This window comes from Actinomycetota bacterium (assembly GCA_004297305.1).
Lineage (GTDB): Bacteria > Actinomycetota > Actinomycetes > S36-B12 > FW305-bin1 > FW305-bin1.
Genome location: SCTR01000006.1, coordinates 516397 through 530401, shown reverse-complemented (window position 1 = coordinate 530401; position 14005 = coordinate 516397). Strand labels below are relative to the sequence as shown.

Annotated in this window: 14 protein-coding genes; 8 read left to right on the top strand and 6 right to left on the bottom strand. The window is 71.0% G+C overall.

Annotated elements, in window-relative coordinates; translation table 11 throughout:
- Positions 1-328: 328 nt before the first annotated feature.
- From EPO13_05345 to dnaA, 4 genes are all read right to left on the bottom strand, one after another.
- Positions 329-1006, bottom strand: coding sequence for a DUF721 domain-containing protein (locus EPO13_05345; GenBank protein TAK70361.1), 678 nt, complete (start codon positions 1004-1006; stop codon positions 329-331).
- Positions 999-2135: a DNA replication/repair protein RecF gene (gene recF, locus EPO13_05340; protein ID TAK70360.1), complete on the bottom strand. Its 1137-nt coding sequence runs from the start codon at positions 2133-2135 to the stop codon at positions 999-1001. The genes EPO13_05345 and recF overlap by 8 nt, the downstream gene beginning before the upstream one ends.
- 1 nt (position 2136) lies before the next feature.
- Entirely contained in the window at positions 2137-3276 is a 1140-nt protein-coding gene (locus tag EPO13_05335; protein ID TAK70359.1) for a DNA polymerase III subunit beta, read from the bottom strand.
- Positions 3277-3748: 472 nt separating this feature from the next.
- Positions 3749-5341 (bottom strand): chromosomal replication initiator protein DnaA, encoded by a 1593-nt coding sequence (gene dnaA / locus EPO13_05330; protein TAK70358.1) that lies wholly within the window; start codon positions 5339-5341, stop codon positions 3749-3751.
- 384 nt (positions 5342-5725) lie between these two features.
- Between dnaA and EPO13_05325 the strand changes: the two genes are divergently transcribed.
- The 8 genes from EPO13_05325 (at position 5726) to EPO13_05290 (ending at position 12278) form a co-directional block, all read left to right on the top strand.
- Positions 5726-5860: a 50S ribosomal protein L34 gene (locus EPO13_05325; GenBank protein TAK70357.1), complete on the top strand. Its 135-nt coding sequence runs from the start codon at positions 5726-5728 to the stop codon at positions 5858-5860.
- Positions 5861-5887: 27 nt separating this feature from the next.
- Positions 5888-6358 carry a ribonuclease P protein component gene (rnpA, locus tag EPO13_05320; GenBank protein ID TAK70356.1) on the top strand — a complete coding sequence of 157 codons (471 nt, stop codon included), beginning with the start codon at positions 5888-5890 and terminating at the stop codon, positions 6356-6358.
- Positions 6359-6436: 78 nt separating this feature from the next.
- Positions 6437-6859, top strand: coding sequence for a membrane protein insertion efficiency factor YidD (gene yidD / locus EPO13_05315; protein TAK70489.1), 423 nt, complete (start codon positions 6437-6439; stop codon positions 6857-6859).
- Positions 6860-6871: 12 nt separating this feature from the next.
- Complete coding sequence (gene yidC / locus EPO13_05310) at positions 6872-7966, top strand: membrane protein insertase YidC (protein TAK70355.1); 1095 nt, start codon at positions 6872-6874, stop codon at positions 7964-7966.
- Between the two features lie 53 nt (positions 7967-8019).
- A complete protein-coding gene (locus EPO13_05305) occupies positions 8020-8598 on the top strand; it encodes a single-stranded DNA-binding protein (protein TAK70354.1) in 579 nt (192 codons plus the stop codon).
- Positions 8599-8777: 179 nt separating this feature from the next.
- A complete protein-coding gene (gene rsmG, locus EPO13_05300; protein TAK70353.1) occupies positions 8778-9551 on the top strand; it encodes a 16S rRNA (guanine(527)-N(7))-methyltransferase RsmG in 774 nt (257 codons plus the stop codon).
- 8 nt (positions 9552-9559) lie between these two features.
- A complete protein-coding gene (locus EPO13_05295; protein ID TAK70488.1) occupies positions 9560-10765 on the top strand; it encodes a hypothetical protein in 1206 nt (401 codons plus the stop codon).
- A gap of 199 nt (positions 10766-10964) precedes the next feature.
- Positions 10965-12278, top strand: coding sequence for a ParB/RepB/Spo0J family partition protein (locus EPO13_05290; protein ID TAK70352.1), 1314 nt, complete (start codon positions 10965-10967; stop codon positions 12276-12278).
- A gap of 152 nt (positions 12279-12430) precedes the next feature.
- Here the strand turns inward: EPO13_05290 and EPO13_05285 are convergent, their stop codons facing one another.
- Complete coding sequence (locus EPO13_05285) at positions 12431-12823, bottom strand: VOC family protein (GenBank protein TAK70487.1); 393 nt, start codon at positions 12821-12823, stop codon at positions 12431-12433.
- Between the two features lie 106 nt (positions 12824-12929).
- Positions 12930-13940 (bottom strand): AraC family transcriptional regulator, encoded by a 1011-nt coding sequence (locus EPO13_05280; protein ID TAK70351.1) that lies wholly within the window; start codon positions 13938-13940, stop codon positions 12930-12932.
- Positions 13941-14005 lie beyond the last annotated feature (65 nt).

The following is a 14005-nucleotide window of genomic DNA, read 5'->3' as shown; positions in this document are numbered from 1 at the left end:
CGAGGCGCCTCCTCAAGATCGGAACGAGCACAGGACGTGCCGTCGACGACAGCCGAGCCGGACAGCCCCCGTGCGTGCCGGAGGCCGCCTCACCAGCGCGGGGCGGGAAGCGGCCTCGAACGTCGACATCCTACCGTGATCTGAGCTCGCCGATGGCCCCTGGCGCGCCCTGGGGACGCCCAGGACGGCCGAATCGGCTGACGGCGTACTCCCCCTCGCGGCCCCGGATCCGTAGCGCGGCTCCGGGCCGATGACGAGATCGCCGATCCCGCCATGGCCTCACGACTCCTGGCCGCGGTCTCAGTGATGCGGCCGGACACCACCAGGCTCAGCCGTAGGTGTCCCGCGGCCCGCGGCCCGGTACCCGCCAGGCGCCGCCCGTCCGCGGCGCCGCCGGCCCCACGATCGTCACCTGGCCGACGACCCCGCGACCGAGTTCGGCATCCAGTCGCTCCCGCAGGACCGGCAAGAGCAGTCGCAGGTGCGTCGCCCAGGTCGTGGAGTCCGCCCGCAGCACCAGCCGCCCGCCCCGCGGTCGCCCGGTCGGCTGCGGTCGCTCGCTCGGCTGTGACGAAGCCTCCGACTGCGGCGAACCCCCCGCCTGAGACGGACGGCCGGGCTGCGCATCGTCGAGCTCGAACGACTCAGGGACGACGTGGGCGGCCACGTCGGGACCGACGATGTCCGCCCAGCGCCCGGTCAGCCCGCCCACGGCCGCCGGGCCCTGCCAGCCGCGTTCCTGCAGCAGCCGGTCCACCGAGCGGCCGATCGGCTGTGGGTCGCGTTCGTCCGGACCGGCGCCACTGCGCAGCTGCTGCCCACGTGCGTCCGGGCGCTGCCGGACGGACTGGCCGGTGGCCGGGCGTGCCACGGCGCCCGCTGCCCGGCGTTGCGCATCGGCGCGAGCCCGGTCCAGCGAGGCGCGGGCCAGGTCGATCCCGTCGAGCGCTTCCGGTGGGTCGTCGGGCCGGACTGCGGCAGGGGTCTGCGCGGACTGGTCAGGCACGGCTCACGCTCGCCCCGGCCACCTCGTAGCGCGCTCCCGTCAGCACCTCGGGCACGTCCGCGGCGACCGCCGCGGTGACCAGGACCTGGCCCGCTCCGGCGGCGACCTCGGCCAGCGCCGTACGCCGGCCGGCGTCGAGTTCGGCGAACACGTCGTCGAGGATCAGCACCGGCTCGGCATCGGGATCGTCGTCGCCGCGGAGCACGTCGTACGACGCCAGCCGCAGCGCCAATGCCAGCGACCACGACTCACCGTGACTGGCGTAACCCTTGGCGGCCAGTTCGCCGATGCCCAGCGCGAGGTCGTCTCGTTGCGGTCCGACGAGCGTGACACCGCGATCGAGTTCGTCGCGACGCCGACGAGCGACGGCCTCCAGCAGGGCGGCACGCCACTGCTGTCGATCTGCGGACGGCGGAGCCGACTCGGCCAACGAGCTCACGTAGGTCAGTGTCGCGGGTCCGGCGCCGGTCGACACCCGGTCGTAGGCGGTGGCGACGGGTCCGGCGAGAGCCTCGACGAGGCTCAGCCGCGCCGCAATCAACTCGGCACCGAGGTCGGCCAGTTGGTCGTCCCAGACGCTCAACGTCCGCTCGACGTCGGCCGTCGCCGCCCGGCGAGCCGCTTGGGCGCTGCGCAGCAACGCATTGCGCTGGCGCAGCACCCGGTCAAGATCGGAGCGCACGCCGGCGTAGCGCGGGTTGCGGGCGACGAGGAGGTCGTCGAGGAACACCCGCCGTTGCGCCGGGTCGCCGCGGACGAGGGCGAGATCCTCCGGCGCGAAGACGACCGTCCGCAGCAGCCCCAGGATCTCCCGGGGCCGCGGGACCGGTGCCCGGTTGACCTGGGCCCGGTTGGCCCGGCCCGGGTTGATCTCCAGCTCGACCAAGGTACGGCGGTCGCCCCGGGCCACCTCGGTCCGCACGATCGCCCGTGTCGCGCCCGCGCGGACCAACGGGGCATCGGTGGCCACCCGGTGACTGCCGAGGGTGGCGACGTACGCGATCGCCTCGACCAGGTTCGTCTTGCCCTGGCCGTTGCGACCGACGAACGAGGTGACTCCGCTATCCAGCGCGAGGTCGACCTGCGGATAGCTGCGGAAGTCCGTCAGTGACAGGCGGCGGACTTCCACGTCAGCCGGTGAGCCGCACCGGCATCAGCAGGTATCGGTACGCCGTCGACACCTGGCCACCGGCCTCCGCAAGGCCGGTGAGCACGGCCGGACGCGCCGACGAGGTGAACGCCAGCCGGGTGACCGGCGCCTCGACCGCTCCCAGGCCGTCGAGCAGGTACTGCGGGTTGAACGAGATCTCGATCGGGTCGCCCTCGACCTGGCACTCCAGGACCTCGGTCGCCTGGGCCTCGTCGCCGGTCCCAGCGCGCAGCACGAGCTCGTCCGCGGCGAACGACAGCCGGACCGGGGTGTTGCGTTCGGCGACCAGAGCCACGCGCTTCACCGCGTCGACCAGCGGACCAGTGTCGACGCTGGCGACCGTCGCCGATTCCGTCGGCAGCAGCGAGCGGTACTTCGGGAACTCGCCGTCCAGCAGCCGGGTGGTCGTCCGGCGGGACACGCCCTCGAAACCCATCAGCCCTTCTCCGCCGCCAGACGCGGACAGGGCGAGCAGCACTTCGTCGGCTCCGGCCAACGCCTTCGCCGTCTCCGCCAGGGTGCGGGCCGGCACCAGCGCCGCGGTCTGCAGGCCACCGGTCTGCGGCGACCAGGCGAACTCCCGGACGGCCAGGCGGTAGCGATCCGTCGCAGCGAGGGTCACCAGGTCGCCGTCGATCTCCACCCGAATCCCGGTCAGCGTCGGGAGGGTGTCGTCACGACCGGCGGCGATGGCCACCTGGGCGACAGCACCCGCCAGGACCGCGCCGGGGACCGACCCGGATGCCGACGGCATCGCCGGCAGGGACGGATAGTCCTCGACCGGCAGGGTCGGCAGCGTGAAAGCAGCCCGACCACACCGCAGCGAGACCCGGCTACCTTCCAGATCGACCTGCACCGGGGCGGCCGGCAGCGCCCGGGCGATGTCGGCCAGCAGCCGGCCGGACACCAACGTCCGGCCCGGGTCATCCACCTGAGCAGCGATGGCGACGCGCGCGGACACCTCGTAGTCGAACGTCGACAGCGTCAGACCGGGCTCCGGTCCGTCCCCGACCTCGAGCAACAGCCCGGCCAGCATCGGCATCGACGGTCGACTGGGAAGCGTCCGGGCAACCCACGCCACGGCGTCGGCGAGCACGTCGCGCTCGACGCGGAACTTCACGGGTCCTCCAGGGCTGATCGGGCTCAGCGCATCCTGTCAGGACGCGCTGACGGGTGGTACCGGGCGGGCCGACAAGGTCGTGCTCGACCATCCCGAGCCCGTTCGTCGGACGCGGTGTCAGGACGGGGTTCCCGCCGCTGCGCTGTCGGCCGGCGTCCCTGTCGGCGGCGCCGCGGAATGTCGGGGCTATCCCCAGGTTTGGCCGCGGTTGGTGATGGGGATCAATCGACCGACTGATGTCTGTCGTGGTCGTCATCGGTGCGGTGGACAGTGGGGACAACCTGGATCGGTGCTGGTCAGCTGGCGTGTCGTCGCCCCCAAGGGTTGTGGCCGAGCGAGTACGTCGTGGGGATGGGCGACGGCGGCGGTGGACCGTCGCCGGGTCGTTGCGAGGACTTGTCGTGTCGTCCCGGCCCCGTCCCCGGTCCATCCCCAAGCTCATCCCCAGGGTGTGAACAGATGGACCTGCGGGTCAGGAGGCACGAGCTTGAAGCTTGATGCGGCTGGTGAGCTCGGCGACCTGGTTGTACAGCGTGCGCCGCTCACTGAGTAGCTGACGGATCTTGCGGTCCGCATGCATCACCGTCGTGTGATCCCGGCCGCCGAACGCCTGCCCGATCTTCGGCAGGGAGAGCTCGGTCAGCTCACGACACAGATACATGGCGATCTGCCGGGCGTTGACCAGCACCCGTGACCGGGACGAGCCGCAGAGGTCGTCGATGGTGATGCTGAAGAACTTCGCCGTCTCGGTCATGATCAACGCGGCGGTGATCTCGGGCCCCGCGTCGCTGGGGATGAGGTCCTTGAGGACCACCTCGGCCAGGGCAAGATCGACCGGCTGCCGGTTCAGCGACGCGAACGCCGTGACGCGGATGAGCGCACCTTCGAGTTCGCGGATGTTCGTGGAGATCTTCGAGGCGATGTACTCCAGGACATCGGCGGGAGCGGTCAGGCGTTCCTGCTGACTCTTCTTTCGCAGGATCGCGATGCGCGTCTCGAGGTCGGGCGGTTGGACGTCGGTGATGAGGCCCCACTCGAAACGGGACCGCATACGGTCCTCGAAATCCTGCAACTGCTTGGGGGGCAGGTCGGAAGTGATGACGATCTGCTTGTTGGCGTTGTGCAGGGTGTTGAACGTGTGGAAGAACTCCTCCTGCGTCTGCACCTTGCCGGACAGGAACTGGATGTCGTCGACGAGCAGGACGTCGACGTCGCGGTAGCGCCGCTGGAACGTCGCGGCCTTGTCGTCCCGGATCGAGTTGATGAACTCGTTGGTGAATTCCTCGGAACTGACGTACCGGACTCGCTGGCCCTTGTAGAACGTCCGGCTGTAGTGCCCGATGGCGTGCAGGAGATGGGTCTTGCCCAGTCCTGATTCGCCGTAGACGAACAGCGGGTTGTACGCCTTCGCCGGCGCCTCGGCCACCGCGATCGCCGCGGCGTGCGCGAACCGGTTGCTGGAACCGATGACGAAGGTGTCGAACGTGTACTTCGGGTTGAGCCGGCCCTCCTCGGTCCGGATCGCGGCGACGCGCTCCCCCGGCCGGCCGTGTCCGTCGCGCTGCGCGCCGTCAGGCCCGGCGGGCGGTCCGACCCGCCGCTCGGTCAACGGCGCCACGGCGTACCTGGCTGCCAGAGCCGGCTCGGCGACACCGGCGAGGGCCTCGTCCCGGTGGCCTGCCCGCAGGTCCAGGCTGGGCTCGGTGGCGTCATCGGCGGCGTACGTCGCGTCCGCGAGCGCGTCGGTCGCCTCGTCGTCCAGATCGGGCGCGATCGAGGGGTCGACGGTGATGCCGAGCTTGACCGGGCGCCCGAGGGCCTCGGACAGCGCCCCGGTGAGCAGCGGCTTGAGGCGCGTCTCCAGCACGTCCCGGGTGAAGGTGTTGGGCGCGGCGACCAGAGCGGTGTCCTCGACCAGACCCAGTGGCCGGGTGAGCGAGACGAAAGCGCGGACCTGTGGCGAGATCGCCGCGTCGGCCGCTGCCAGGGCTGCGGCCCACAACCGGTCGAGGTCGACCGCCTGATCGAGATGCTCGTCCACGTCGATCCTCCCCTCGACCTTCATCCACATACACGTCCACAGGATGTGGACCGGGCTCCACGGCAGATGCCGGCCAACCGCATCGTGCGGCAGCGGCGCTCGACTCGCGCGACCCGGGGAGGACCGCCGCAGCGGTAGGTCGTGCGACGACTCCGCGGACCCTAGTGAGCGCTGATGGGGGCCAGCAACCGGTTGTCCACAACCCGCGAGCGGGAGGTGGCCTGGCGACGGCGTGTCGGCGTCCCGGTGCTGTTGCCCTGGCGGGACGCCGCTGGCCCGAGTTTGACCGCGTCCGGCGGCGTTCCGTACCGTGGGCCGGCCCGCGGGCGCTCGGGGCCGTCCCCGGCCGCCGCTCGCGGCCACGGTCACCGCCCCAGGAGTATCGGTCACCGCCCCAGGAGTATCCCGATGAAGCGCACGTTCCAGCCGAACAACCGTCGTCGCGCGAAGACGCACGGTTTCCGCCTGCGCATGCGCACCCGCGCCGGCCGCGCCATCGTGTCCGCTCGACGGGGCAAGGGCCGCGACCGCCTGTCGGCCTGAGCTGGCCCGATCAGCGCGGCTCCGTCCGTGATCCCCGCCCGGTCCCGTCTGCGGCGATCGGTGGACTTCGCCGAGGTGGTACGCCGCGGCCGCCGTGCCGGCCGCCGCACGCTGGTCGTTCACCTTCTCGAGCCGGCATCGCTGCAACCCGTCTCGCCCCAGGGCGGGTCCCTCGACGCGCCGTCAGCCGCGCGGCCCGGAAGCACACCGTCTCGGCCGACGTCGCCGCCGCAGTTCGGCTTCACCGTGGGCCGGTCGGTGGGCGGGTCGGTGGTGCGTCACCGGGTGCAGCGCCGACTGCGGGCGTTGGCCGCCGAAGCGCTCCCCACCATCCCGCCCGGCGTCAGGCTCGTCATCCGGGCGCTGCCCCCGGCGGCGACAGCCACCTCGCGTGACCTCGGCTCGGATCTGGCCGCGTCGCTGCAACGACTTCTCGGCCGGTCGGACCCAGCCGGTCGCGCGGCCGTCCCGCTACCGGCTGTGCCGTCGGGCGAATGACCGGAGAATGACGTCGTGTCGTTCCGCACCAGCGTCTGGCACGTCGGGCGGGGTGTCGGCGCGTTCGCCGGCGCCACGATCGGGCGCGCTGTCACCGCCGTGCTCGTCGGCCTGATCCGGCTCTATCGACTCGTGCTGTCCCCTCTGCTGGGTGCCCGCTGCCGCTGGTACCCGTCGTGCTCGGCGTACGCTCTGGGGGCGCTGACGACGCACGGAGCGGTGAAGGGTTCGCTGCTGGCCGGTTGGCGGCTGTGCCGGTGCCATCCGTGGACGCCAGGTGGTCTGGACCCCGTTCCGCCGCGCGGCCGCTGGCGAGCCGACATCGAGCCGGACGGGCGGCCGCGACATCGGCCGCCGGGTGACGGGCACTCAGGCGGGTGCGCGACGATGTCCCGTACGACAGCCACGACGGCTGGCTCCGCTCCGGCGACGGCCACCCGACCGCCCACCCGGACGACAGCCGACGACCAGCCGGTCCCGGCCACCGAAGAGCACGAGTAGCAGGAGCGCGCAGTGTTCATCCTCGACTGGTTGCGCACAGGAGTCTCGTGGATCCTGGTGCAGTTCCACCAGGTGTTCGGCGCGATCTTCGGCGACTCGAGTGGCTGGGCGTGGGTGCTGTCCATCGTCGGGCTCGTCGTCGTCATCCGGATCCTGCTGATCCCGCTGTTCGTGAAGCAGATCAAGGCCCAGCGGAACCTGCAGATCATCCAGCCGCAGATGAAGGCGATCCAGAAGAAGTACGCCGGCGACCGCGAGCGGCAGTCGCAGGAAATGATGAAGCTCTACCGGGAGACCGGGACCAATCCCCTGGCGTCCTGCCTGCCGATCCTGCTGCAGGCCCCCATCTTCTTCGCCCTGTTCAGCGTGCTGCAGGGCATCGCCCGCGGCGTCCCCGAGGGCGTCTTCACGTGGCCGCAGTACGCCGATCTGCTGAGCCAGGCGCAGGACGCGAACATCTTCGGCGTCCCCATCTATGGGACGTTCCTCAACGCCAATGAAACACCTTACCCTACTGCCACAAGGGTTCTCGCGATGGTGTTGATCGTCGCGATGTCGGCGACGACGTTCATCACACAGCGTCAGCTGATCGTGAAGAACACCGCTCCGGACAACCCGATGGTCAAGCAGCAGAAGATCCTGCTGTACGTGTTCCCGCTGGTCTTCGCCGTCGGCGGCATCAACTTCCCGATCGGTGTCCTGGTGTACTGGTTCACCACGAACCTGTGGACGATGGGCCAGCAGTTCTACGTCATCCGGAACAACCCCGTGCCGGGGACGCCGGCAGCGGCTGCACAGGAGGCGCGCCGAGCGGCGAAGGCGGCCCGCAAGGCGGCCCGGCGCGGTGATGCGGCACCGGCCGCTGCGGAGGAAACTGCCGCGGTGGCAGCCCCACCGCGGCAGCAGCCGAAGCGGCAATCCAAGAGCAAGCGGCAGGCCCAGCAGCCCAAGCCAGCGGGGGCCAAGGCCCCGACAACGGGGCCGGCTACCAAGACGCCGACAACCAAGGCTCCCGCGAGCAAGGCACCGGCGACCAAGACGCCTGCGGCCGGCCCGGGCGCCTCGGGGTCGAGCACCTCGGATGAACCGGCTGCCGCAGGGGAGTAGGGACCGACGTTGCGGCGTCGTGCAGACCAACCACGCCAGACCCCGGCAGGGCGATGGCGCCACCATCACCGACCGACCTCGGTCGAGACGAGAGGGACCGTTCCGTGACTGACACGACTGCTGACGCGACGCCCGAGCCGGCCGTCGCCGTCGAACCCGGCAGCCGGACAGCGGCACTGGTGGCCGAAGGCGACGCCGCGGCCGACTACCTGGAGGTCCTTCTCGACATCGTCGACCTGGATGGCGATATCGAGATCGACGTCGAAGGCGATCGGGCGAGGGTGTCGGTCGTCGAGGCAACGCAGGGCGAGCTCGCGCACCTGGTGGGTCCCGACGGGACTGTTCTCGACGCACTACAGGATCTGGCGCGGCTGGCGGCAGCCCGCGAGACCGGTCATCGGTCCCGGTTGATGCTCGACGTCGCCGGCTTCCGCGAGCGGCGGCGGGAACTGCTCGCCGAACGCGGTCGCGCCGCGGCCGCCGAGGTCACGCGGACGGGCGCACCCGTGACGCTCGATCCGATGTCGCCGTTCGACCGGAAGGTCGTGCACGACGCTGTCGCCGCAGCGGGTCTCACCAGCGAGTCGACCGGTGAGGAGCCGCACCGTCGGGTCGTAGTCCTGCCGGCTTAGCGGAACGTCGCCGTACCAGGCTGCCTGGCGTCCCGTCCGACCGCACGCGTCCTGCGCTTCGCCGAGCCGATCCGTCGCGATGGCGCGATCGTCGTCGCGGCCGGGCCGCTGACGCGCGAAGGTTTCCTGTGAAACGAGTCCGTGCCTCCCAGGTCCCCTGCGTTGACCCAAAGCGGGACATGACGCGCGGCGCCACCCGCCGCGGTACGCCAATAGTCGCCGCGACCGGGCAGACTGACGCCGTGTCAGCGGAGAGCGGTCGCAAAGTCCCGGCGGACGGCGGCCGTGAGGCGGCACGTCGATTGTTCCCGGAGCACTGGGCCGGTCTGTCGGCGTACGCAGACTTGCTGGCCGGACCAGCGGTAGAACGCGGTCTCCTCGGCCCGCGGGAGGTACCGCGGCTCTGGGACCGTCATCTGGTCAATTGCGCGGTCGTTGCCGATCTGGAGGTCGGCCTCGTTCCGTCCGGGTCGTCCGTCATCGACGTGGGATCCGGCGCCGGGCTTCCCGGATTGGTGTGGGCACTGGTCCGTCCCGACCTGCAGCTCACGTTGGTCGATCCCCTGTTGCGCCGGTCCACCTTCCTCGCGGAGGCGGTCGCCGAACTGGGTCTGCAGGACCGGGTGCACGTGATTCGTGGTCGAGCGGAGGAGTTGGTTGGTGAGCGCACCGTGCCGGTGGTGACAGCGCGGGCCGTTGCTCCCCTGGACCGCCTGCTGAGCTGGACCTTCCCGCTGCTCGCGCCCGAGGGTGTCGTGCTCGCGCTCAAAGGCGCCAACGCCGAAGCGGAGATCAGCGCTGCGGAGACCTCGCTACGCCGGCTCGGAGCGGCAGCCCGGGTCGTCGAATGCGGCGCCGGTGTCGCGGATCCACCGGCTCGGGTGGTCGTGGTCGAGCGACGTACCGCCGGATCGACAGCCCGCGCCGTCCCGACCCGCCGGCTCCCGCGGTGAACGACCACATGCAGGATTCCCGTGAAACAACTGCCGAGTTCGACGCCACTGGTACGACTGTCCCGGCCGCCGGCAGTGCTGCTACCCCGGACCCTGGTGCCGCAGCCCTCGCGGGCACCCCGGCCTCCGCGGGCACCCCGGCCTCCGCGGGCACTCCGGCCGATGGTGGTGCGGTGTGGTCCCACAGCGATACGTCAGCGTCGGCTGACAGCGATACGCCGGTGTCGTCCGGTGGCGATGCTCTGGGGCAACGGAGCGACAGTGCGGGCGAGCTCGGCACACCGCTGAGCGCCACGGGCGACGTGGTGTCGGCTGCCGACGACGACAGCGCCTTCGCCGCATTCGACACGCCCATCGCTCGTGCTGCCCGGGCGGCGGTCCGGGTCCAAGCCGGATCGCTTGAGGCGCTGCCGCGTCCGGCACAGACCCGGGTACTCACTGTCGCCAATCAGAAGGGTGGCGTGGGCAAGACGACGACAACCGTGAACACCGCCGCCGCTCTTGCCTTGCAGGGCCTGGACGTCCTCGTCATCGACCTCGACCCGCAGGGCAACGCGTCGACCGCCCTCGGTCTGCCGCACCAGGCGGGGACGTCCAGCGTGTACGAGGTGCTCATCGATGGCTTGCCGTTGGCTGACGTCGTTCGGCCGGTGCCCGACCTGCCACGGCTGACCGGCGTCCCGGCGACGATCGACCTGGCCGGTGCGGAGATCGAGTTGGTGTCCCTCGTCGCCCGAGAGACCCGGCTTGCCCGGGCGATCGCGGCGTACCTGCCCGTCCACGAGGCGCGGCACGGACGTCCCCTCGACTTCGTGCTCGTCGACTGCCCGCCGAGCCTCGGTCTGCTGACACTCAACGCGATGGTCGCCGCACGGGAAGTCTTCATCCCGATCCAGTGTGAGTACTACGCGCTGGAAGGTCTCGGCCAACTGCTGGGCACCGTCGACCTGGTCAAGGCGCACCTGAACCCCGCGCTGCATGTGTCGTCGATCCTGCTCACGATGTACGACGCGCGGACCCGGCTGGCCGCGCAGGTCGCACAGGAGGTCCGCGACCACTTCGGGGATCTCGTCCTACGGACGGCTGTCCCACGTTCTGTCCGGCTGTCCGAGGCCCCGTCGTACGCGCAGACGGTGCTCACGTACGACCCGGGCTCGTCCGGTGCCCTCTCCTATCTCGAAGTCGCCCGCGAACTGACCGGATCCGGCTCGTGACGTCGGGGGGATCCGTGCCCGCGGTGCTGTCCACAGCGGTGTCCACAGCCGGGCCGCAGTGTGTCCACGATGGCTGTCGGCGCGGTGTCATGGCTCTGGCCTGCGGTTTCGATGTCTCGACCGATGCCGGAGGTCGATCCATCGGTGACGCCGTCCACGTCGCTGTCCACAGGTTGTTCGCAGGGAGAGGTGGAAGGTCATGGCCCAACGCCGAGGCTTAGGGAGAGGGCTGGGAGCCCTCATTCCGACGTCGAGCGCACCCTCAACGACCGTGTCACCCGATGCTGAGGTCGAGGTCGAGGTCGAGCCGGGTACGGCGACTCCTCCGGAGCCCTCGCCGTCGGTCGTGGTCGACGTGTCGGACAGCACGCTGGCCCAGCGTGGGGCCCCGCCGTTCGCCGCCGGGCCGCCCGAGCGTTCCGCCGCGGCCGGGGAGAGCGCCGCAGGATCGGCCGCCGCGGTCGACGCGTCCGCCGACGCCCTGGCGGCCGGCCGGACGGCGACGGATCCGGTCGGGGCTGACTCAGTCGTGGTCGAGTCGCGCGTGCAGCCCGACCAGCGGTCCTTCGCCGCGACCCCTGCCGAAGCCGGTGAGTCCGGGCCGGACGCCGGCGTTGCGCGGGCCATCGACTCGGCTGGCGTGCCGGGCTTCGCCGAGGCGCGGGACGCCGGGGTTGCGCCGGCCGAGGTGTCGGAGCTGGCCGAGGTGCCGGGCGTGCGCTACGTCGAGCTCCCGGTCACCGCGATCGACCCGAATCCCCGGCAGCCGCGTGAGGTCTTCGATCCCGAGGCCATGGCCGAGCTGGTGCACTCCATCCGCGAGATCGGCCTGCTGCAGCCGATCGTGGTGCGGCCGGTCGGCGGCGATCGGTACGAGCTGGTCGCGGGGGAGCGGCGCTGGCGCGCGGTCCAGCAACTGGGCCTGCCGGTCGTCCCCGCAATCGTGCGCGACACCGCCGACGACGTGCTGCTGCGCGACGCGCTGCTGGAGAACCTGCACCGCGCCGACCTCAACGCGCTGGAGGAGGCCGCGGCCTACGCGCAGTTGCTCACCGACTTCGGCTGCACCCAGGAGGAGCTGGCCACCCGCATCGGGCGGTCGCGGCCGCAGATCAGCAACACCCTCCGGCTGCTTCGGCTGCCGCCGGTGGTGGCGCGACGGCTCGCCGCGGGCGTGTTGTCGGCCGGGCACGCGCGAGCATTGCTCGGGCTCGACGACCCCGAGGTGATGGAGCACCTGGCGGGCCGGATCGTCGCGGAGGGACTGTCGGTCCGTACCGTCGAGGAGATCATCTCGGTCGGCGAGGCGGACGGCCGGGCTCGAACCCGGGTGGCGCGGCCCAGGGGAGAGCGGCCGAGCGATCCGCGGGCGCGCGAGGCCGCAGAACGCTTGCAGGACAGGCTGGATACCCGGGTTCGGGTCGAACTCGGCCGGGCTCGCGGCCGGATCGTCATCGACGTGGCCGACGCCGCCGATCTGCGACGGGTGCTCGACCTGATCAGCCCCGCCTAGGCGTCAGCTGCGCACCGAAGCGGCGTACGACGGAGTCCCGTTGCCGGAGCCACCGAGCCGGGCGCACGGCGGAGTCGCGTTGCCGAAGCAGGCGAGCCGAAACTGCCTGTGCCGGAACGGGTTTGCCAGCTCAACGAGTTGGGCCGTGCCGCCTAGCTCGGGAAGCCGCTGTCGATGCAGAGGATGTTGCCCTCGGTGTCCTTGAACCACGCCGCTTTGCCCATGCCGTCGATGGACGCGACGTCGCCGTTCCAGGTGACCCCGGGCATGTCGTCGTACCGTTCGAACGTCACACCCTTGGCTTGGAGACTGCCGACCTCGCCGTCGACGTCGTCGACGTGCCACTGCGCGATGGTGTGACCGGCCTGACCGGCGTACTGGGTCTGGTAGATCGAGAACGTCGACCCGCCGCCGGTCTGGTAGATGAGCATCACGCCTTCGAGTTCGGTCGTCGGGGTGAGGCCGAGTTTGTTGAGGTAGAAGTCACGCGCCCGGCCCAGATCGCTGGCGGGGATGTTGGCGGTGACGGTGCCGCTGCTGAGCATGGGCGTCTCCTGCCGCTCGCTGATGCGCACCTGCGGCGGCCACGCTAGACCCGCGTCGCAGCGCGGACAAGCAGTTCTCGATCGTCCCGTCGATCTCGCCGGGCGGCTACCGCATCCGATGCTCGGCACGCCAGCTGGTCGGCGACCGGCCATAGGCCCGCTTGAACGCCCGGCTGAAGGCTTCCTCAGCTTCGTATCCGACGCGGCGTGCCACAGTCGCATTGCCAAGGTCGGTGGTGGACAACAGGTCACGGGCCAGGTGCAGTCGCCAGTCGGCCAGGTAGCGGATCGGTGAGAGGCCGAGGATCTGCCGGAAGCGCGCGTCGAGCGCCGAACGCGAGACCGCGGCCAGCTGCGCCAGCTCCGGCACGGTCCACCGGTGCGCCGGATCGCCATGGATCGCCGCCAGCGCCGGTCGCAGCACCGGATCGTGCAACGCGGCCAGCCACCCGTGCTCGACGGCGGGGGCGGTCGCCAGATGCAACCGGAGTACCTCGACCAACAGCAGTTCCGGCAGCCGTACCGACATCGTGCTCGGGCCCATCGCCGCACCGTCGACTTGGGCCAGGGCGTACGCAATGTTGGCGCTGACCCATTCTGCCGCAGGGCCTTCCGGCGGTCGTACGACGAACACCGGGGGGAGCGCCCGCAGTCGCGGATCGAAGAGTGCGTCGTCGCTGTGCAGGTAGCCGCACACGACGTCGGTCCGGCTGCCGCCCGCACCGTGCCGGATCACCGGCATCTGATGCCACGGCGGCGGGACCAGGATTGTGGCCAGCGGGACGCTCTCGGCCTCGCCGACACCGCCCATCCGGTGTTGATCGCCGTACGGCAGCACGATGACGTCACCGGCTGCGGCCCAATGCTTTTCGCCGTCTCCGATGGCGACCCAGCAGGTCCCGCGGGCCACGACATGAAACAGCACGACCCGGTCGGTGCCCGGCCGCAGGAGCTGGGCGGTGACGGCCCCGGTCGCCGACTCGTACGACCACGACTCGGTGTACTCGGCCCGCAGGAAGATCGCGCCCTCCAGCCGCAGGCCCTGCAGGACCACGCCCAACGGGTCGGCCACCGCCGACTGGACGGTTGTGGGCAACGGGTCAACGGTGCCGGTCATCCGGTCATGGCCTCCGACGGGCAACGGGACGACGCTCATGGTGACACAACGAGAGCCGTTGTGGC

Coding starts and splice junctions, on each gene's coding strand:
- rsmG (TAK70353.1), top strand. CDS start 8,778: ATGACGCGCGGCGCCACCCGCCGCGGTACGCCAATAGTCGCCGCGACC.
- EPO13_05280 (TAK70351.1), bottom strand. CDS start 13,940: ATGACCGGCACCGTTGACCCGTTGCCCACAACCGTCCAGTCGGCGGTG.
- EPO13_05285 (TAK70487.1), bottom strand. CDS start 12,823: ATGCTCAGCAGCGGCACCGTCACCGCCAACATCCCCGCCAGCGATCTG.
- dnaA (TAK70358.1), bottom strand. CDS start 5,341: ATGAAGGTCGAGGGGAGGATCGACGTGGACGAGCATCTCGATCAGGCG.
- EPO13_05305 (TAK70354.1), top strand. CDS start 8,020: ATGGCGCCACCATCACCGACCGACCTCGGTCGAGACGAGAGGGACCGT.
- EPO13_05295 (TAK70488.1), top strand. CDS start 9,560: ATGCAGGATTCCCGTGAAACAACTGCCGAGTTCGACGCCACTGGTACG.
- EPO13_05325 (TAK70357.1), top strand. CDS start 5,726: ATGAAGCGCACGTTCCAGCCGAACAACCGTCGTCGCGCGAAGACGCAC.
- EPO13_05290 (TAK70352.1), top strand. CDS start 10,965: ATGGCCCAACGCCGAGGCTTAGGGAGAGGGCTGGGAGCCCTCATTCCG.